The organism is Actinomadura luzonensis (assembly GCF_022664455.2).
GTDB classification, from domain to species: Bacteria; Actinomycetota; Actinomycetes; order Streptosporangiales; family Streptosporangiaceae; genus Nonomuraea; species Nonomuraea luzonensis.
The window spans coordinates 4,223,142-4,244,976 of sequence record NZ_JAKRKC020000001.1; the positions used below are offsets into that span (position 1 = coordinate 4,223,142).

General features: G+C 75.0%; 5 protein-coding genes. All 5 read right to left on the reverse strand.

Annotated elements, in window-relative coordinates; translation table 11 throughout:
• Window positions 1–12: 12 nt before the first annotated feature.
• Genes MF672_RS20545 through MF672_RS20565 form a run of 5 tightly spaced genes read right to left on the reverse strand, consistent with a single transcriptional unit; the run spans window position 13 to window position 21,832 of the window.
• The gene (locus MF672_RS20545) at window positions 13–456 is read right to left on the reverse strand and encodes a winged helix-turn-helix transcriptional regulator (RefSeq protein ID WP_242378352.1); all 444 of its coding nucleotides are present in this window, start codon (window positions 454–456) and stop codon (window positions 13–15) included.
• Window positions 457–508: 52 nt separating this feature from the next.
• Entirely contained in the window at window positions 509–730 is a 222-nt protein-coding gene (locus tag MF672_RS20550) for an MbtH family protein (protein WP_242378350.1), read from the reverse strand.
• Window positions 730–2,013 carry a lysine N(6)-hydroxylase/L-ornithine N(5)-oxygenase family protein gene (locus MF672_RS20555; protein WP_308210507.1) on the reverse strand — a complete coding sequence of 428 codons (1,284 nt, stop codon included), beginning with the start codon at window positions 2,011–2,013 and terminating at the stop codon, window positions 730–732. Before MF672_RS20555 ends, MF672_RS20550 begins: the two co-directional genes overlap by 1 nt.
• Before the next feature lie 2 nt (window positions 2,014–2,015).
• The gene (locus tag MF672_RS20560; RefSeq protein ID WP_247815338.1) at window positions 2,016–11,069 is read right to left on the reverse strand and encodes a non-ribosomal peptide synthetase; all 9,054 of its coding nucleotides are present in this window, start codon (window positions 11,067–11,069) and stop codon (window positions 2,016–2,018) included.
• Between the two features lie 5 nt (window positions 11,070–11,074).
• Window positions 11,075–21,832 carry a non-ribosomal peptide synthetase gene (locus tag MF672_RS20565; protein ID WP_247815339.1) on the reverse strand — a complete coding sequence of 3,586 codons (10,758 nt, stop codon included), beginning with the start codon at window positions 21,830–21,832 and terminating at the stop codon, window positions 11,075–11,077.
• Between the last annotated feature and the right edge of the window lie 3 nt (window positions 21,833–21,835).

Below are 21,835 nucleotides of genomic sequence, written 5' to 3' on the forward strand. Positions count from 1 at the left end.
CCCCGGGGCTCCTCAGGCGTAGCGTGAGCGCAGCCCGGGACCGGCCGCGGGCCCGGCGCGGAAGACGTGGTCGGCGGTGTCGACGCGGCGGCCGGTGCGCCGGTCCACCACGACGGGCTCCACCTCCTGCCCGGTGCGGGCGTCCACCAGGATGAGGGCGCGCCGGCCGGGCTCCAGGTCCCGGTTGCCCCAGGCGGCCAGGACGGCGATGAGCGGCCGCAGCGACCGGCCGAGGTCCGTCGGCCGGTAGCCGTCGCGGTGCGGGGCGAGCAGGCCCGCCGCCACGGCCGCGTCCAGCCGTTCGCGCAGCGCTCCGGCGGTGAGGCCGAGGTCGTCCCGCATCCGCCGCACGTCGTGGACGCCGTTGAGCGTCTCGTGCAGCAGCTCCAGCGTCCGCCAGTCGCCGATGCGGTCCACGGCCCGCGCCAGCGGGCAGTCCTCGATGCGTGCGGCCATGCTCTCCTCCGGGGAACGGGCTCCCCGGGGGCGGCCCCGGGGAGCGCCTGGGTCAGTTCGGGTCGGCCGCCATGGCCTCGCGCAGGCTGCGCGGGCGCATGTCCGTCCAGTGCTGCTCGACGTACTCCAGGCAGGCCACCCGGTCCTCCTCGCCGAACACGACCCGCCAGCCGGCCGGCACCTCGGCGAACGACGGCCACAGCGAGTGCTGCTCCTCGTCGTTGACCAGGACGTAGAACCGGCCGTCGGCGTCGTCGAACGGGTTCGTGCTCATCATCGGACTCCTTTGCTCCGGTGTTCCAGGATCGAGGCGACGATCTCGCCGCTCCTGACCGCGATGTTCGACAGCAGCGACGAGCTCAGCCCGTGGCTGTGCTCGGTGCCGCCCTGCAGGTAGATGCCGCAGTCCAGGTCCGGGTCCGTCACCATCCGGTAGTCGCGTTCGACGCGGTAGCGGCCGGCCGCGTCGCGCAGGCAGTGCCGGTCGAGCTCGCCGAGGACGCGGCCCGGGTCCATCGGGTCGTAGCCGGTGGCGAAGACCACCAGGTCGACCTCGAAGTCGTCGTGGTCGTCGGTGAGCAGCGAGTGCACCGAGATCCTGGTGTCGTCGGCGACGCGCTTGACGCCCCGCACCCGGGTCATGGGCAGGAACGACAGCCGCCTGGTGCCGCGCAGCTCCTCGTCGTAGGCCCGGCGGTGCAGGCCCTGGATGACCTCGTCGTCCACGACGGAGTAGTTGGTGTTGCCGTGGTAGCGCCAGATGGCCTGCTTGGACGGCTCGGAGCCGTCGAAGTAGACGTCCACCGCGGCCGGGTCGAAGACCCGGTTGGCGAAGGGCGTGTCGTCGGCGACGCAGTAGCCGTAGGAGGGCATGACGGCGAAGATGTGCGCCCCCGGCACCTCGTCGTAGAGGAACCTGGCGATCTCCGCCGCGCTCTGCCCGGCGCCGACCACCGCCGCGCGCCTGATCGCGCCGCCGTCCCAGGCGCGGAAGTTGTCCAGGAACTCGGAGCTGTGCCAGACGCGCTGGTCGCGCTCGACGCCCGGCGGCAGCTTCGGCACCAGCCCGGTGGAGATGACGACGTTGCGGGCCAGGATGCGCCACTCGCCGCCCGCGTGGGCGTGCCTGCGCAGCTCCACCTCGACGCAGCCGCCCGGCCGGTGCGCCGGCCGGCGCAGCGCGACCACCTCGGCGTTGTACACCGGCCGCTGGGTGAGCCGCGACTCCGCCCACTCCAGATAGGAGTGGAACTCCTCCCGCGTCGGGAAGAAGTCCTGGTTGTTGACGAACTGCGGCAGCCGCCCGGCCGCGTGCAGGTAGGAGACGAAGCCGAAGCGCGAGCGCGGGTTGCGGAAGGTGGCGAGGTCCTTCAGGAACGAGACCTGCATCTTCGCCGAGGGCACCAGCATGCCGCGGTGCCAGCCGAGCGACGGCTGCCGTTCGAAGAAGACCGCCGAGAGCTCCGCGGCCTCCTCCTCCAGCGCGATGGCGAGGGCGAGGTTCGACGGCCCGAACCCGATGCCCACCACGTCGTAGGTGTCGTAGCTGGACGGCACGGTCAGTCCTCCCCGAGCGCGAGATTGACGATCCGGCAGATCTCGGCCGCGTGCTCCGGCCGGTACATCTCCTGGTGGGTGCAGCGGATGTCGTGCTGCCTGAGCTCCCCCTCGACGTGCGGCCGCCACAGCGCGGTGTAGTCCTCGGGGTTCAGCAGCGCGTTGAAGAACAGCGTGGTCCCGCGGTAGACGGGCGAGCGGAACCTCTTCATGATCGCGGTGTGCTCGACCATGAGCGAGGCCGACGTCTCGACGATGAGGTCGTACTCGTCCATGTCGTCGAGGTGGCGCATGTACTTCTCGAAGAACTCCCTGACCTGGCCGGGGTCGGGGTCGTCCGGCGCGTGCCGGGTGAAGTAGCTCGCCGGCGCGCAGTCCAGCAGGCCCAGCAGCGCCACCTCGTGGCCGCGGCGCTGCAGCTCGGCGGCGGCGGCGTGCGCGACCGTGCCGCCGAGCGACCAGCCGAGCAGGTGGAAGGGGCCCTCGGGCTGGACGGCGAGGAGCTGCGCCAGGTAGTCGTCGATCATCTCCTCGATCGAGGAGGGCCGCGGGTGCGCGCGGTCGAAGCCGCGGGCCTGCACGCCGTACACGGGGTGGTCCTCGCGCAGGTGCGCGGCGAACCCCATGTACGGCCAGCACAGCCCGCCGCCGGAGTGGAACCACCACAGCGGCGCCCGCCGGCCGCCGGTCCTGATCGGCAGCACCACGGCGAACGGGTCCTGGCCCTCGGGTGGCTGGGCGGCGTCCAGGTGCGCGGCCAGCTCGGCGACGGTGGGCGCCTGGAAGACCGTCCTGATGGGGACCTCGACGCCCAGCTCGGCGCGGATGCGCCAGGTGAGGCGGATGACCCGCAGCGAGTGCCCGCCCATCGCGAAGAAGTCGTCGTCGACGCCGATCCGGTCCAGGCCGAGCACCTCGGCGAAGAGCCTGGCCAGCGTCTCCTCCCGCTGGTCGCGCGGCGCCCGGTAGACGCCGCCCGCGAACTCGGGCTCGGGCAGCGCGGCCCGGTCGAGCTTGCCGTTGCGGGTCAGCGGGAGCCGGTCGAGCACCACGAACGCGCTCGGCATCATGTACTCGGGCAGCCTGCCGGTCACGCGTTCGCGCAGCCCGGCCAGCAGCGCCCCGACGCCGCGGGCGACGGTCGGGGTGTTGGCCAGCCGCCCGCGCACGCCGCTGGGCCGGAAGACGCCGGTCACGCAGGTCCGCGCCGACGGGGTGAGCACCGCCTCGAAGCCGTCCGGGTCGGTCGCCGACCAGGTGCAGCGCACGGTGAGGCCGCGCGCCGCGCCCCACGCGCACAACGCCTCGGGGTCGACGCCGCCCGCGGGGCCGGCCTCGCTGAGCAGGCGGGCGTTGGGCAGCCCGGTCAGCCGCACCGGGCCGCCGGGACGCAGGTCCGCGAGCGCGCTGACGTCCTCGCCCCAGGTGAGGACGGGAACGCCGGCCGCGTCCATGGGCCGCACCGGCTGCTTGTGCAGCACGACCTCGTAGCGGTGCCTGGTCAGCTCGTTGTGGTGGCCGCCGCGCTTGAGCTGCACGTCCACCGCGCCGACGGCGGTGTTGCGCGCGGCCCACGCCGTGAAGTACTCCGGGTCGAGGACGAGCTCCTTGTCGGCGAGCACGGCCCGTTCGACGGCGGCCCGCACGGCGGCGGGCGGGTCGTCGGGGTGCTGGGCCCGGTGCACGGCGGTGTGGAAGGCCCGCAGCGTCGCCAGGTTGCGCACGTCGCCCACGACGATCCGCCCGCCCGGGGCCAGCAGGCCCATGGCGAGGTCGAGCACCTGCGCCAGGTAGCCGGCGTCGGGGAAGTACTGCACGACGGAGTTCAGCACGACGGTGTCGAAGTGGCCGGCGGGCAGGCCGGCGGCGTCCTCGGCGGGCTGGCAGCGCAGGGTGACGCGCCCGCCCCACGGCTGCCCGGCCACCTGGCCGCGCAGCCGGTCGATGACGGGGGCGGAGAAGTCGGTGCCCCAGTACTCCTCGACGTGCGGCGCCAGCGGGGCCAGCAGCAGGCCGGAGCCGACGCCCAGCTCCAGGACCCGGCGCGGCCGGTGCGCGAGGACGCGGGCCACGGCGGCGTCGCGCCAGGCCCGCATCTCCTCCAGCGGGATCGGGCGGCCGGTGTAGGAGCTGTTCCAGCCGGTGAAGTCGGCGCCGAGCGGGCCGGGCCGCACCTCGCCGCCCTCGTACATGGAGTCGTAGACCTGCCGCCACTCGCGGACGTGCTCGGCCGCCTCGTCGCCGGAGGCCAGGGCGGCGCCGGGCACCACGTAGGCGACCAGCCTGCGGTCCCCCGGGCGGTCCTCGCGGGCGATCACCGCGGCCCGGGCGACCCCCGCGTCCTCCAGCAGCACGGCCTCGATCTCGGCGGGCTCGATGCGGAACCCCCTGACCTTGAGCTGGTCGTCCACGCGGCCCAGGTACTCCAGCCGGCCGGCGGCGTTCCACCGGACCAGGTCGCCGGTGCGGTACATGCGCTCGCCCGGCCGGCCGTGGCGGCAGGCGACGAACCGCTCGGCGGTGAGCCCGGGGCGGCCGACGTAGCCGCGCCCGAGCCCCTCCCCCGCCAGGTACAGCTCGCCCGCCACGCCCGGCGGCGCCAGCTCCAGGCCCTCGTCCAGCACGTAGAGCCGCATGCCCCGCATGGGCTCGCCGATGGGCACGCTCTCGGCGCCGGGCGGCAGCTCGCGGACGCGGTGCCGGGCGGCGAAGGTGGTGGTCTCGGTGGGCCCGTAGCCGTTCACCACGGCCAGGCCGGGCCGCAGCACGCGCCGCACGGCCTCGGGCGGCAGCGCCTCGCCGCCGGCCCAGACCTCCTCCACGCCGGCGAAGCAGCCCGGGTGCTCCTCCGCCATGACGGCGAACAGGCCGGCCGTCAGCCACAGGCCGGTGACCCCGCCCTGCTCGACGGCCTCGGCCATGGCCGCCAGGTAGAGCTTGCCCGGCGGGGCCAGCACGAGGGTGCCGCCGGAGGTCAGCGGCGTCCACAGCTCGTAGGTGGAGGCGTCGAAGGTGTGCGGGGAGTGCACGAGCACCCGCCGGTGCGCCGGCCCCCAGCAGTCGTCGAGCACGAGGTCCGCGACGTTGCGGTGGGTGATCTCCACGCCTTTGGGCCGTCCGGTGGAGCCGGAGGTGTACATGACGTAGGCGGCGTTGTCCGGCCGCACCCGGGCCGCGGGCGGCGGGCCGTCCTGCGGCTCGTCCCGGAACCGCGCGGCCCACTCCTGGTCCAGGACGGCCACCGGCCCGGCGTCGCGCAGCATGTAGGCGACGCGGTCCGGCGGGAAGTCCGGGTCGATCGGCACGTACGCCGCGCCGCTCTTCACCACGCCCAGGATGGCCGCGACCAGCAGCGGCGAGCGGTCGAGCAGCAGCGCCACCCGCCGCTCAGGGCCCGCGCCGCGGCTGATGAGGTGCCGGGCGACGCGGTCGGACCAGCGGTCGAGCTCGGCGTAGGTCCATTCGTCCCCGCCGCCGGTCAGGGCCGCGGCGTCCGGGGTGCGGCGCACCTGGGCGGCGAACAGCTCGGGCAGGGTCCGGCGCGTGTCGCGGGCCGTGCCCGCCCGCGCCAGCAGCTCCTCGCGCTCGCCCGGCAGCAGCACGTCGCCACCGCCGATGGTGTCGCCCGCGTGGGTCACGAGGTGGTCCACGAGGCGGGCGAAGCGGGCGGCGACGGCCTCGGCGGTGCCGCGGTCGAACAGGTCCGTCGCGTACTCCAGCGTGCCGGCGCCGTCGGGCGAGAGGTTGAGGAACAGGTCGAACTTGGCCCGGCGCGTGGTCACCGGCTCCAGCCGGACCCGCAGGCCCGGCATCGCGCTCGCGCTCGGGGCGTTGTTCTGCCAGGCGAACATGACCTGGAACAGCGGGTGGTAGGCGGTGGACCGCTCCGGGTTCAGCAGCTCCACCAGGTCCTCGAAGGGCACGTCCTGGTTGTCGTAGGCGGCCAGGGCCTTGCCCTTGACGCGGCCGAGCAGCTCGCCGAACGACGGCCGCCCGGACAGGTCCACCCGCAGCACCCAGGTGTTGACGAAGAAGCCGACCAGGTCTTCCAGCGCCTCGTCGGTGCGGCCGGCGATCGGCGAGCCGATCGTCACGTCGTCGCCGGCGCCGAGCCGCCACAGCAGCACCGCGAGCGCGGCCTGCAGCACCATCGGGACGGTCACGCCCCGCTCCCTGGCCAGCTCCTCGACCCTGGCCAGCACGGCGGGGCCGAGCCGGACGGCGACGGCGTCGCCGCCGTTGCCGGCCACGGCCGGGCGGGGACGGTCGGTGGGGAGCTGGACGGGCTGCGGAACTCCGTCCAGCTCCCCGCGCCAGTAGCGGGTCTGCGCCGAGACCAGGCTGTCCGGGTCGTTCTCGTCGCCCAGCAGGTCGCGCTGCCACAGCGTGTAGTCCGCGTACTGGACGGGCAGGCCGGCCCAGCGCGGGGCCGTGCCCGCCAGCCGGGCCGCGTAGGCGCGGGACAGGTCGCGGGCGAGCGGGGCGGAGGAGCCGCCGTCGCCGGCGATGTGGTGGACCAGCAGGACGAGCACGTGCTCGCGCGGCGACACCCGGAGCACGCTCGCCCGGACCGGGATCTCCGCGGCCAGGTCGAACTCGTGCCCGACGGCGCGGACGACCGCCTCCTCCAGCTCGGCGGGGGCGGTGACGGGCATGTCGAGCACGACCTCGCCGGGCGGGACGACGTGCTGGTACGGCATGCCCTCGGCGTCCTCGCGGAAGACGGTGCGCAGGCTCTCGTGCCTGGTCACCACGTCGAGGAGCGCGGCGCGCAGCGCCGGCACGTCGAGCTCGCCGGTCAGCCGCAGCACGATGGGCAGGTTGTACGTCGGCGACGGCCCCTCGAAGCGGTGGATGAACCACAGCCGGCGCTGCGCGAACGACAGCGGCAGCCGGTCCGGCCGCGGCATGGGGGCGAGCCGGGGGCGCACCCGGTGGCCGCCGCCGAGCCGGTCGGCCAGCCCGGCGGGCGTGGGCGTCTCGAACAGGGCGCGGATCGGCAGCTCGACGCCGAGGACGGTGCGGATGCGGCTCACCAGCCGGGTGGCCAGCAGCGAGTGGCCGCCCAGGTCGAAGAAGCCGTCGTCGGCGCCGACCCGGTCCACGCCGAGCACCTCGGCGAACAGCCCGCACAGCTTCTCCTCGCGCGGGGTGCGCGGGGCGCGGCCGGTGCCGGAGCCGGCCTGGCCGGGGGCGGGCAGCGCGCGGCGGTCGAGCTTGCCGTTGGCCGTCAGCGGCACCCGGCTGATCGCGACCACGGTGGCGGGCACCATGTACTCGGGCAGCCGCTCCCGCGCGTGCGCGCGCAGCAGCGCGCCGAGCGCGCCGATCTCGCGGGCGGCGGCCGGCTCGTTCGCCCAGGCCCGGCCGTCGCGGGCGGCGGCCGGGGCGAAGGTCCCGGCGCAGACCTGGTCGTCGGGCACGCCGTCGGGCAGCACGATCGCGTCGAAGCACTCGGCCCCCGCCGGGGACCAGGTGACCAGGGCGGTGCCGCCCCGCTCGCGGGCCCAGGCGGTCAGCTCGTGCGGGTCCAGCGCGGGCCCGGCGGGCGGCGGGCCCGCCAGCACGGACAGCGCGCGGGCCGTCGCGGCCTCCCCGGCGAGACGGGCGTTGGGGATGCCGGTGACGCGCACCGGCCCGTCGTCGGGGACGTCGTCCAGCCCGGTCCACGGGACCGTCCCGACGTCGTCGAGCCGCAGCGGCCGCACGGGCTGCTTGTGCAGCACGACCTCGTAGCGGTGCCTGGTCAGCTCGTTGTGGCGGCCGCCCGGTTTGAGCCGCACGTCGAGCGCGCCGGCCTCGTGCGACGCGGCCCAGGCGGCGAACCACTCGGGATCCACCACCAGTTCCCGTTCGACCAGCAGCGCCTGCTCCACCAGGGCGCGGACGGCCGGGGCCGGCGCCTCGGGCCGGCGTCCCCGCTGGACGGCCGCCTGGAGCAGCGGCAGGGTGGCGGCCCGCCGGACGTCGCCGACCACGATCCGGCCGCCGGGGGCCAGCAGCCGCCAGGCCTGGCGCAGCACCCGGTCCAGGTAGCCGGTGCCGGGGAAGTACTGCGCGACGGAGTTGAGCACGACGGTGTCGAAGTGCCCTTCGGGCAGGCCGTCCGCGTCGTCGGCCGGCCGGCACAGCAGCCGGACGTTCGGGCCCACCTCGGGCCGGAGCCGCTCGATGACCGAAGGGGAGAAGTCGGTCGCCCAGTACTCCTGCGTGCCCGGCGCGATCCTGGACAGCAGCAGGCCGTTGCCCGCGCCGATCTCCAGCACCCGTTGCGGCGACCACCGGGTGACGCCCGCCACGGCCGCGTCCCGCCATTCCCGCATGTCCTCCATGGGGATCGGCTCGCCGGTGTAGCTGGACGTCCAGACCGAGAAGTCGTCGGCCCATTCCGCCGCGGCGGAGTCCGCGTACGCCTGGTCGTAGACGTGCTGCCACTCCTCGACCTGGGCGGTGGCGCCCTCGTCGGTGCCGCGGACGGCCGGGACCACGTAGGCGACCAGGCGCTCGTCGCGTGCCACGACGACGGCCTGCTCGACGTGGGGGTGCGCGGCGAGGGTGGCTTCGACCTCGCCCGGCTCGATGCGGTAGCCGCGGATCTTGACCTGGTCGTCGAGCCGTCCCAGGTACTCCAGTTCGCCGTTCTGGTTCCAGCGGGCCAGGTCGCCGGTGCGGTACATGCGTCCTGGGTGGAAGGGGTCGGGGACGAATCGGTCGGCGGTCAGGGCGGGCCGGTGGTGGTAGCCGCGGGCCAGGCCGGTGCCGGCGATGTAGAGCTCGCCGGGGGTCTGGGCGGGGACGGGTTGCAGGTAGGGGTCCAGGACGTAGACCCGGGTGTTGGCGATGGGCCGGCCGATGGTCGGCGGGCCGGTCACGGTGGCGGCGGTGGACCAGATGGTGGTCTCGGTGGGGCCGTAGAGGTTGGTCAGCTCGGCCGCGTGCTCGCGCAGCTGGGTCGCCAGGTGCGCGGGCAGCGCCTCGCCTCCGGTCAGCAGGCGCAGACCGGCCAGCCGGGCGGGGTCGTGGGCGGTCATCATCTGCCACAGCGACGGGGTGGCCTGCATGAGCGTGATGTCGTGCCGGGTGATCAGGTCGGCCAGCAGGGGCGGGTCGGGGTGTTCGGCGAGGATCACGTGACCGCCCGTGGTGAGCGGGCCGAACAGCTCCAGCGCGGCGATGTCGAAGGCGACGGTGGTGACCGCCAGCAGCCGGTCCTGATCGGACAGGCGGCAGCGGCGGCGCATGTCGGTGAGGAAGTTGACCAGCGCCTCGTGGCTGATCACGACGCCTTTGGGGGTGCCGGTGGAGCCGGAGGTGTAGATGACGTAGGCGGCGCTGCCCGGCAACGGGCGGCGGGCGGGGTCGGTGTCGGGGAGGCCGGTCAGGTCGGGCTCGCCGGTCAGGTGCAGCAGCGGGGCGGCGTCGTCGAGCACGAACTCCACCCGGGCCGGCGGGTAGGCCGGGTCCAGGGGGACGTAGGCGCCGCCGGTCTTGGCCACCGCCAGCAACGCCACCACCAGTTCCGCCGAGCGCGGCAGCCGGACCGCGATCCGCCGCTCCGGGCCCGCGCCACGGGCCAGCAGCCAGTGCGCCAGCCGGTTGGCGCGCCGGTTCAGCTCCCCGTAGGTGAGCGTCCGGCCGCCGCAGGTCAGCGCCGGAGCGCCGGGAGCGCGCGCGGCCTGCCGCTCCACCAGGTCGGCCAGGGTCGTACGCGGCAGCGGCGCGGCGGTGTCGTTGACCTCCGCCACCAGGTGCCGCCGTTCGTCCGCGGTCACCACGCGCACCGCTCCCACGGAGACGGCCGGGTCGGCCGTGACCTGGCGGACGACGTCCGCGAACCGGTCGGCGAGCCGCTGCGCGGACCCCTCGTCGAACAGGTCCTTCGCGTACTCCAGCGTCCCCGTGCCGTCGGGCGAGACGCTGAAGAACAGGTCGAACTTCGCGGTGCCCGTGCCGACCGGCTCGTAGGTCACCCGCAGGCCGGGGAAGTCGGCGTCGGCCTGGGTGTTGTTCTGCCAGGCGAACATGACCTGGAACAGCGGATGGTAGGCGGTGGAGCGCTCGGGGTTGAGCAGTTCCACCAGCCGTTCGAACGGCACGTCCTGGTTGTCGTAGGCGTTCAGCGCCTTGCGCCGCACCTCGTCCACCACCTGCTCGAACGAGGGGTCGCCGGACAGGTCGACGCGCAGCACCCAGGTGTTGGCGAACAGCCCGATGAGGTCCTTGAGCGCTTCGTCGGTGCGGCCGGCGATGGGCGAGCCGATCGCCACGTCCGTACCCGCGCCCAACCGGTGCAGCAACACCGCCAGCGCGGCCTGCAACACCATCGGCACCGTCGCCCCACCACGCCGCGCCACCCCCTCCACCGCCGCCAGCAACCCCGGCTCCAACCGGAACCCCACCGTCCCGCCCCGATAACTCGCCACCGCCGGCCGCGGCCGATCCACCGGCAACCGCACCGGCTGCGGCACCCCCGCCAACTCCGCACGCCAATACCCCACCTGCGCACCCACCAGCCGCTCATCACCCAGCAACTCGTGCTGCCACAACGTGTAATCGGCGTACTGCACCGGCAACTCCGCCCACCCCGGCACCCGCCCCGCCAGCCGCGCCCGATACGCCACCGACAGATCCCGCGCCAACGGCGCCGCCGACTCCCCATCCGCCGCGATGTGATGCAACAACAACACCAGCACGTGCTCACCCGCCCCCACCCGCAACAAGCACGCCCGCACCGGGATCTCCCGCGACAGATCGAACTCATAGGCCACCGCCCGCGCCACCGCCGCCCCCACCTCCACCGGCTCCGACACCGGCAGCTCCACCACCACCTCACCCACCGGAACCACCCGCTGCCCCGGCACCCCGTCCGCGTCCTCCACCAGCACCGTCCGCAAACTCTCGTGCCGGCCCACCACATCACCGATCGCCGCCCGCAACGCCGGCACATCCAGCTCACCGCACAACCGCAACACCACCGGCAGGTTGTACGTCGACGACGGACCCTCGAACCGATCGACGAACCACAACCGGCGCTGCGCGAAGGACAGGGGGATCATGACGGTCACCTTTCGGTCATCCTGCGGAGCGGCGCTCTGACGGACGCGGACAGCTCCTGCCGGCGTTGCGCCAGCCGGGCTACGGACGGGGACTCGAAGAGCATCCGGATCGGTACCTCGACGCGGAGCGTCGCGCGGATGCGGCTGACGAGCTGGGTGGCGAGCAGCGAGTGCCCGCCCAGGGCGAAGAAGTCGTCGTCCACGCCGACCCGCTCCACCCCCAGCACCTCGGCGAACAGCCCGCACAGGACCTCCTCGTCGCTGGTGGACGGGGGCCGGTAGGCCGACGAGCCGAATTCGGGCGCGGGCAGCGCGGCCCGGTCCACCTTGCCGTTCGGCGTCAGTGGCAGGGCCTGGAGGGCGATCACCAGCGGCACCATGTACTCCGGCAGCCGCTCGCGCGCGAAGCTCCGCAACGCCTCGTCCTGTACCTGGCCCACCACGTAGGCCACCAGCCGGCCGTCGCGTGCCACGACCACGGCCTGCTCGACGTCGGGGTGCGCGGCCAGGACCGCCTCCACCTCGCCCGGCTCGATCCGGAAGCCGCGGATCTTGACCTGGTCGTCCAGTCGTCCCAGGTACTCCAGTTCGCCGGCTGGGTTCCACCGCACGAGATCTCCCGTGCGGTACATGCGTCCTGGGTGGAAGGGGTCGGGGACGAATCGGTCGGCGGTCAGGGCGGGCCGGTGGTGGTAGCCGCGGGCCAGGCCGGTGCCGGCGATGTAGAGCTCGCCGGGGGTCTGGGCGGGGACGGGTTGCAGGTAGGGGTCCAGGACGTAGACCCGGGTGTTGGCGATGGGCCGGCCGATGGTCGGCGGGCCGGTCACGGTGGCGGCGGTGGACCAGATGGTGGTCTCGGTGGGGCCGTAGAGGTTGGTCAGCTCGGCCGCGTGCTCGCGCAGCTGGGTCGCCAGGTGCGCGGGCAGCGCCTCGCCTCCGGTCAGCAGGCGCAGACCGGCCAGCCGGGCGGGGTCGTGGGCGGTCATCATCTGCCACAGCGACGGGGTGGCCTGCATGAGCGTGATGTCGTGCCGGGTGATCAGGTCGGCCAGCAGGGGCGGGTCGGGGTGTTCGGCGAGGATCACGTGACCGCCCGTGGTGAGCGGGCCGAACAGCTCCAGCGCGGCGATGTCGAAGGCGACGGTGGTGACCGCCAGCAGCCGGTCCTGATCGGACAGGCGGCAGCGGCGGCGCATGTCGGTGAGGAAGTTGACCAGCGCCTCGTGGCTGATCACGACGCCTTTGGGGGTGCCGGTGGAGCCGGAGGTGTAGATGACGTAGGCGGCGCTGCCCGGCAACGGGCGGCGGGCGGGGTCGGTGTCGGGGAGGCCGGTCAGGTCGGGCTCGCCGGTCAGGTGCAGCAGCGGGGCGGCGTCGTCGAGCACGAACTCCACCCGGGCCGGCGGGTAGGCCGGATCGAGGGGGACGTAGGCGCCGCCGGTCTTGGCCACCGCCAGCAACGCCACCACCAGCTCCGCCGAGCGCGGCAGCCGGACCGCGATCCGCCGCTCCGGGCCCGCGCCACGGGCCAGCAGCCAGTGCGCCAGCCGGTTGGCGCGCCGGTTCAGCTCCCCGTAGGTGAGCGTCCGGCCGCCGCAGGTCAGCGCCGAAGCGCCGGGAGCGCGCGCGGCCTGCCGCTCGACGAGACCGGCGAGGTCGGCCGGCTCGACCGGCGCCGCCGTGCGGTTGTGCTCGTGCAGGAGCCGCTGCCGCTCCTGGCCGGTCAGCACCCGCACCGCCGCGATCGGGACGGCCGGGTCGGCCGTGACCTGGCGGACGACGTCCGCGAACCGCTCGGCCAGCCGCTCCGCCGACGACCGGTCGAACAGGTCGGTGGCGTACTCCAGCGTCCCCGTGCCGTCGGGCGCGAGGTTGAAGAACAGGTCGAACTTGGCCGACCCCGGGGAGACCTGCTCCATCGTGGCGTCGAGCCCTGGCAGGTCGAGGTGCGGCCACGGGGTGTTCTGCCAGGCGAACATGACCTGGAACAGCGGATGGTAGGCGGTGGAGCGCTCGGGGTTGAGCAGTTCCACCAGCCGTTCGAACGGCACGTCCTGGTTGTCGTAGGCGGCGATCGCCTTACGCCGGACGTGGGCGACGACGTCCTCGAACGACGGCCGCCCGGACAGGTCCACCCGCAGGACCCAGGTGTTGAGGAAGAGTCCGACCAGGTCGGTCAGGGCCTCGTCGGTGCGGCCGGCGATGGGCGAGCCGATCGCCACATCCGTACCCGCACCCAACCGATGCAGCAACACCGCCAGCGCGGCCTGCAACACCATCGGCACCGTCGCCCCACCACGCCGCGCCACCCCCTCCACCGCCGCCAGCAACCCCGGCTCCAACCGGAACCCCACCGTCCCGCCCCGATAACTCGCCACCGCCGGCCGCGGCCGATCCACCGGCAACCGCACCGGCTGCGGCACCCCCGCCAACTCCGCACGCCAATACCCCACCTGCGCACCCACCAGCCGCTCATCACCCAGCAACTCGTGCTGCCACAACGTGTAATCGGCGTACTGCACCGGCAACTCCGCCCACCCCGGCACCCGCCCCGCCAGCCGCGCCCGATACGCCACCGACAGATCCCGCGCCAACGGCGCCGCCGACTCCCCATCCGCCGCGATGTGATGCAACAACAACACCAGCACGTGCTCACCCGCCCCCACCCGCAACAAGCACGCCCGCACCGGGATCTCCCGCGACAGATCGAACTCATACGCCACCGCCCGCGCCACCGCCGCCCCCACCTCCACCGGCTCCGACACCGGCAGCTCCACCACCACCTCACCCACCGGAACCACCCGCTGCCCCGGCACCCCGTCCGCGTCCTCCACCAGCACCGTCCGCAAACTCTCGTGCCGGCCCACCACATCACCGATCGCCGCCCGCAACGCCGGCACATCCAGCTCACCGCACAACCGCAACACCACCGGCAGGTTGTACGTCGACGACGGACCCTCGAACCGATCGACGAACCACAACCGGCGCTGCGCGAAGGACAGCGGCAGGCGGGCGGGCCGCGTGGCGAGCGCCCGCAGCGGGGGCCGGACCGCCAGGCCGGGCGTCAGGTGAGGGGCCAGTTCGGCGACCGTGGGGGCTTGGAAGACGGTCCTGATGGGGACCTCGACGCGGAGCGCCGCGCGGATGCGGCTGACCAGCCGGGTGGCGAGCAGCGAGTGCCCGCCCAGGGCGAAGAAGTCGTCGTCCACGCCGACCCGCTCCACCCCCAGCACCTCGGCGAACAGCCCGCACAGGACCTCCTCGTCGCTGGTGGACGGGGACCGGTAGGCCGACGAGCCGAACTCGGGCGCGGGCAGCGCGGCCCGGTCCACCTTGCCGCTCGGCGTCAGCGGCAGCGCCGCCGCCACCACGACCGCGGAGGGCACCATGTACTCCGGCAGCCGGCCCTGGACGAAGCCGCGCAGGGTCTCGGCCTCGACCCGGCCCACCGCGTAGGCCACCAGCCGGCCGTCGCGTGCCACGACCACGGCCTGCTCGACGTGGGGGTGCGCGGCCAGGGCCGCCTCGACCTCGGCCGGCTCGATCCGGAAGCCCCGGATCTTCACCTGGTCGTCCAGCCGCCCCAGGTACTCCAGCTCGCCGGCCGGGTTCCAGCGGGCCAGGTCGCCGGTGCGGTACATGCGCGAGCCGGCCGGGCCGAACGGGTCGGCGACGAACCGGTCGGCGGTCAGGGCGGGCCGGCCGTGGTAGCCGCGCCCCATGCAGGCGCCGGTGACGTAGAGCTCGCCCGCGACGCCGGGCGGCACCGGCCTGAGCCCGGGACCGAGCACGTGCACGCGCATGTTGCCGAGCGGCCTGCCGATGGGGGCGCCGCCGCTGCCGCTCCGGGTGGCGGCCGTGCCGAGCACGCAGGTGGTGGCGTAGAAGGTCTCCGTCTGCCCGTACGCGTTGACGATCTTCGCGCCGGGCAGCGCCGTGCGGGCCTGCCGGACGAGCGAGGCCGGCAGCGCCTCGCCCGCGAACACGACCGCGTCGGCCGTGACCCGCCCGGCGAGCGCGCCGGCGAGCTCGGCGAAGGCGGACGGGACCGTGCTGATCACGCCGCCGGTCCAGCCGTCGCGTTCGCCGAGCACGAGCACGTCCCTGACGATCTCGGCAGTCCCGCCCCGGCAGAGCGTGCTGAACAGCTCGAACACCGACACGTCGAAGCTGACCGAGGTGCCCGCGAGCATCCGGGCGCGCGGCGGCAGGCCGAGCACGTCGTTGAGGCGCAGCACGCCGTTGACGACGTTACCGTGGGTGATCGCGACGCCCTTCGGCTCGCCGGTGGAGCCGGAGGTGTACATGAGGTAGGCGGTGTTGCCGGGCAGCAGCCCGGTGCGCGGGTCGTGCCCGGGCCCGGAGCCGAGCTCGTCGAGGTGGACGCGCGGGACGCGCGCGTCGCGCACCGCCCGCCCGGCGGCGGCGTCGGTCAGCAGCAGCGCGGGACGGGCGTCGGCGAGCACGTACTCCAGCCGCTCGCTGGGGAACCCCGGGTCGATCGGCAGGTACGCCGCGCCCGACTTCAGGACGCCGAGCAGGGCCACGACCAGCTCCGCGGACCGGGGCAGGGCCAGCGCCACCACGGTCTCGGGGCCCGCGCCGCGGGCGATCAGGTCGTGGGCGAGCCGGTTGGCGCGGGTGTTCAGCTCGCGGTAGGTGAGGGTACGGCCGCCGGAGGTCACGGCCGGGGCGTCGGGCGTCCGCTCCGCCTGCCGTTCGACCAGGCCGGGGACGGTGAGCGGCGGGGTCGCGACGGCGGTGTCGTTGAGCTGCCGCAGCCGTTGGTGTTCGCCGGGTTCGAGCAGGTCGAGCGTGGCGAGGCGGGCCTCCGGGTCGTCGGCCAGGCGCCGCAGGACGCGCACGACGCGCCGCGCCAGCCGGTCGGCGTCGGCGCCGGAGAGCCGGTCCCGCTGGTACTGCACGGTGAGCCGCAGGCGAGGGTCGGCGGCGGCCAGCAGCGCGACCGGGTAGTGCGTCGCGGTGTACGGCCGGACGCCGGTGACCGCGAGGCCGGCCGTGCTGTTGGCCTCGGCGAGGCCGATCCGGTCCACCGGGTAGGACTCGAACACGACGAGCGTGTCGAACAGGGTGCTCAGACCGGTGACCCGCTGGATGTCGCCGAGCCCGGTGTGGTGGTGTTCGAGCAGCGCCGCCTGCCGGTCCTGCAGGCGGGTGAGCACCTGCGCGAACGTGTCGGCGGGCGCGCACGGCACGCGGACCGGCACGGTGTTGATGAGGAGGCCGACCAGGTCCTCGACGCCGGGCAGCGCGGGGGTGCGGCCGGAGACGGTGGTGCCGAACAGCACGTCCCGGCGGCCGGTCAGCTCGGCCAGCAGCACGCCCCAGGCGCCCTGCACCAGCGTGTTGAGGGTGACGCCGAGCTCGGCGGCGCGGCGGGACAGGGCGGCGGCCACGTCGGGCGGCAGCGGGACGTCGGTCTGGCCGATGCCCGGCTCGGCGGTACGGGCGGGCAGGCTCGCCGCCAGCAGCGTCGGCTCCGTCACGCCGTCGAGCTCGCGGGCCCAGGCCCGCAGCGACGCCTCCTGGTCGCGGGAGCCCAGCCAGGCGAGGAAGTCGCGGAACCCGCCGGCCCTGGCCAGGCCGTCCGGCTCGCCGCCGGCCGCGTACAGCCGCAGGAGGTCGCGCATCAGCCGCGGCAGCGACCAGCCGTCGAGGAGGGCGTGGTGGGTGCTGAGGACGAGCTCGGCCCGGCCGGCGCCGAGCGTGACGAGCGTCAGCCGCAGCAGCGGCGGGACGGCGGGGTCGAAGCGGACGCCGCGGTCCGCGGCCAGCAGCCGCTCCAGCTCGCGGGCCCGCTCGGCCTCGCCGAGCCGGGACAGGTCGTGCTCGCGCCACGGCAGCCGGACCCCGTCCACCACGAGCTGGGCGAGGTCGCCGGCCTCGTCGGCGGCGAACGCGACGCGCAGGTTCGGGTGCCGGTCGAGCAGCGCCTGCCCGGCGGCGCGCAGCCGCGCCGGGTCGAGCGGCCCGTCGAGGCGGAGGACGAGCTGCATCTGGTACGCGTCCGCGCCCGTCCCGCCGAGCATCGAGTGGAAGAGCATGCCGGACTGGAGGGGCGTCAGGGGCCACACGTCGGACAGGCCGGGCCAGGACCGCTCCCACCGTTCGAGCTGGTGGCGGCTCACGCCGGCGCGCGTCAGGTCCGCGGGCGTCAGGCCGCCGGCGTCCGGCGCGGCGGCGTGCCCGGCGAGTGCCGTGACGGCGGCGGCCCACAGCTCGGCCAGGTCCCGCACCTCGTCGCGGGACAGCACACCGTCGGGGAAGGTGAACAGGGCCGTCAGCTCCTGCTCGCCGCTGATCAGCGCGTCGACCTGGAGCGTGGCCGGGACGGGCTGGCCGGGGCCGGGCATGGCGACCAGTTCCGGCCATTCCGGCGCGGGCCCCCACTCGCCGCCGGTCAGGTCCTCGGCGAGACGTCCGAGGTAGTTGAAGACGATCTGGCCCTCGGGGTGGCGGCCCAGCTCGGCCGCGGTCCCGTCGTCGAGGTGGCGGAGCAGGCCGTACCCGATGCCGTGCCCGGGCAGGGAGCGCAGTTGTTCCTTGACCGCCTTGATGGCGGCTCCGGCGGCGGGGCCGCCGGCGAACGCCTGCTCGACGTCGATGCCGGCCAGGTCGAGCCGGGCCGGGTGGACGCTGGTGAACCAGCCGACGGTGCGGGACAGGTCCGCGCCCGGCACCACGGCCTCCTCGCGGCCGTGCCCCTCCAGCCGGATCACCGCGGCGGTGCCCGGCACGCCCTCGCGGCGGCGGCGGCGCAGCAGCGCCAGCATGAGCGCGGCCAGCAGGCCCTCGTCCACGCCCGCGCGGAAGGCGGCGGGCCAGCGGGCGAGCAGGGTGCGGGTGATCGCCGGCGTCAGCCGGACGCGCACGGTCGAGGTGGCCGCGGCGACGTCGCGGGCGGGGTCCAGCGGGCGGGCGCCGAGCCGCGGCTCGTCGGTGGTGACGACGTCGAGCCAGACCGGCAGCTCGTGCCCGCGGCGGGCCGCCTCCGACCGCAGCGCGTGCGCCCAGCGGCGCATGGAGGTGCCCACGGGCGGCAGGACGGCCGGGCGGCCGTCGCGCACGGCCGCCCAGGCGGCGGCGAGGTCGGGCAGCAGGATGCGCCAGGAGACGCCGTCCACGACGAGGTGGTGCGCGAGAATCACCAGCCGCCCGCCCGCGACGGCGCCGGCCGAACCGGAGGCGCCGCCGCCGGAAGGACCGTCGCCGCCGCCGGAGGGGGCGAGCCAGATGAAGCGCAGCATCGAGCCGTGTTCCGGGTCCAGCTCGCGCTGGGCGGCCTCCAGGGCGGGCCGGACCTCGTCCGGGTGCCCGACGCGGCGGATCAGGCGGGCGACCGGCACCGAGCCGGCCGGCTCCACGCGCAGGTCGCCGCCGTCGAGCCGGGAGCGCAGCACGTCGTGGTGGTCCACCACGGCGGTGAGCGTCGCGACCAGCCCGGCGTGGTCGATCCCCGGCGGCAGGGTCACCGCCATCCACTGCGCGAACCGCGCGAACGCGGGGCCGCGCGCGGCGGCCTCGCGGGCCACCGGCAGGAGCGGCATCGGGCCGGTGCCGCCGCCGTCCAGCTCCTCCAGCGCGCTCCCGGGGCCGGTCCCGGCCGCGTCGGCGAGGTCGGTGACGGTGCGGCGTTCGAAGACGTCGCGCGGGCTGAGCGCGAGGCCGCGGGCGCGGGCCCGGGAGACGACCTGGATGGCGCGGATGCTGTCGCCGCCCAGGGTGAAGAAGTCGTCCTCGGCGCTGACCCGGTCCAGGCCGAGCACTTCGGCGTAGACCTCCGCCAGGACCTCCTCGGCGGGCGTGCCGGGAGCGACGTAGTCGCCGCCCGCGAACACGGGCTCGGGCAGGGCCCGCCGGTCCAGCTTGCCGTTGGTGGTCAGCGGCAGCCGGTCGAGCAGCACGAACGCGGCCGGGACCATGTACTTGGGCAGCCGTCCCGACACGAACGCGCGCAGCTCTCCCGCGTCGGCGCCCGCGCGGAAGTCGACCGCCTCCCCGCCGCCGATGCCGCCCGCGTCCCGCGGCACGACGTAGGCGACGAGCTGCCTGCCGCCGGTCCCGCGGCCCTCGCGGGCGATCACCGCGGCCTGCGACACGCCCGGGTGCCGCTCCAGGGCGGCCTCGATCTCGGCGGGCTCGATGCGGAAGCCCCGGATCTTCACCTGGTGGTCGGCCCGTCCCATGAACTCGAGGCGGCCGTCGGCGGCCCAGCGCGCGAGGTCGCCGCTGCGGTACATGACGGCGCCGGGCGGGCCGAACGGGCAGGCGACGAAACGCTGGGCGGTGAGTGCGGCCCGGCCGTGGTAGCCGCGGCCGACGCCCGCGCCGGCGACGTACAGCTCGCCGATGACGCCGGGCGGCACCGGGGCGAGGCCGGGCCCGAGCACGTACATCCGCATGTTGCCGATCGGCACCCCGATGGGGCTCGCGCCGCGCTCGGCGAACTCCGCCAGCATCTCCAGGTAGGTGACGTGGACGGTGGTCTCGGTGATGCCGTACATGTTGACCAGCACCGGCGCGCCGGGCGTCGCGCCGGGGTACCAGCCGCGCAGCCGGGCCGGGTCCAGGGCCTCGCCGGCGAAGACCACCATGCGCAGCCGCAGCCCCGAGGTGTCGGCGGGCCGGTTGGCGGACAGCTCGTAGAAGGCGGAGGGCGTCTGGCTCAGGACCGTCACGCCGTGGCGGAGCAGCAGCCGCCACAGGGCGTCGGGGGAACGCACGACGTCCCAGGTGGCCAGGACGATGCGGCCGCCGTGCAGCAGGGCGCCGCACAGCTCCCACATGGAGACGTCGAACGCCTGCGAGTGGCAGCACGACCACACGTCGTCCGGGCCGAAGCGGCACCACCGCTCGGTGCCGGCGAAGAGCGCCACGAGGTTGCGGTGGGTGATGGCGACGCCCTTGGGCGTGCCCGTGGAGCCGGAGGTGTACATGAGGTAGGCGACGTTGCCGGGGCGGGCCCGCGCGGGCGGGTCGTCCTCGCCGCCCTCCTGCCGGGTGACGTCGATGCCGAGGCGCGGTGTCCCGGCCGCGCGCGGCACGGCCCGCTCCCCCGCCTCGTCGGTCACCAGGACGTGCGGCCGGGCGTCGGACAGCACGTAGTCGAGCCGGCCGCTCGGGAACTCGGGATCGATCGGCAGGTAGACGGCGCCGGCCTTGTAGACGCCGAGCAGGGCCACGACGAGGTCGGCCGAGCGGGTCACGGCGACCGCCACCACGGACTCGGGCGTGACGCCGCGCCCGGCCAGGGCGTGCGCCAGCCGGTTGGCGCGGGTGTTCAGCTCCCCGTAGGTCAGCGTCACGTCGCCGGCGACCACGGCCACGGCGTCCGGCCGGGCCGCCGCGTGCCGTTCGAACAGCTCGGCCACCGTCGCGTCGGGCAGCGGCACGGCGGTGTCGTTGAAGTCGTCGAGCAGCCGCCGCCGCTCGTGGCCGGTCAGGAGCTCGATCGAGCCGGCCGGGGCACCGGGGTGCGCGGTCAGGGCGCGGACGGTGGCGATCAGGCGTTCGCTCAGGCCGGCCGGGTCGTGCTCGCCGTAGAACGCCGCCGGGGCGTCGACGCGCACGTGGAGGTCGCTGCCGGGCCGGCCGTCGAAGTAGGTGGAGATCATCAGCTCGTCCACCGAGCCGAACGAGCCGCCGGCGAAGTGCGCCGTGCTGCCGGCGAGGTCCAGCCCTTCGACGAAGGGGATGATGTTGACGATCGCGCCGAACGGGCTGCGGAAGGCTCCGGCGCGGCCCGTCTCGCGCTGGATGTCGGAGACCTGGTGCGTGGCGTGCCGGAAGACCTCGGTCTTGGCGCGCTGGGTCGCGTCGAGGACGGCGGGCAGGTCGGCGGTGACGGGCACGCCGATCCTGATCGGGACGAGGTTCGACAGGACCCCGGGGGTGCGCCGCGTGGCGCCGAAGCGGTTGTTGACGGTGACGGTGAACAGCGGCTCGGGCAGGTCGCACAGGTGGCGGAAGAAGACGGCGGCCGCGGCCATCAGCAGGGTCGGCAGGGTGACGCCGTACGAGCGGGCCAGCCGTTCCCAGGCGTCGGCCTCCTCGCGCGGCACGCGCGCGGTGTGGCTCCACACGCCGCTGGGGTTGGCGCGGGCTGGGGTGGGGGTGCCGGGCAGGCGGGCGGGGGCGGACGGGTCCGACAGGTAGCGCCGCCAGAACTCGGCGTCCCTGGCGAACCGGTCGGAGGCCCGGTAGCGCGCGTCCCGCTCGTGCAGCGCCGCGGGCTCCTCCACCGGCCAGTGGGGAGCGGGGTCGCCCTTGAGCGTCGCGGTGTAGACCTCGGCGATCCGCCGCGAGACGAGCGTGAGCAGGCCGAAGGCGTCGGTCACGACGTGGTTGCAGACCAGCACGAGGAACGACCGCTGCTCCCCCAGCGTGAGCAGACCGGCCCGGAACAGCACGTCCCGCTCCAGGTCGAACGGCTGGGCCGCGAGCTCGGCCACATACGCCCGCGCCGCCGCCTCGGGGTCGGCCGCCCCGCTGAGGTCCGCGGCGAAGGGCCGCCACGCGCCGAGGTCGCGCGGTTCCTGGCGCAGCCGCCCGGCCTCCTCCCTGAACGTGACCAGGACGGTGCGCGCCTCGGTGAGCACGACCCGCAGCGCGGAGTTCAGCAAGGCACTGTCGAGCTCGCCCTGGACCTCCCAGACGGCCGCCACGTTGTTGGGCGGCTCCGGCCGCAGCCGCTGTGCCAGCCAAAGGCTTTCCTGCGCCGCCACCACGCCGATCGAAGTCATCCG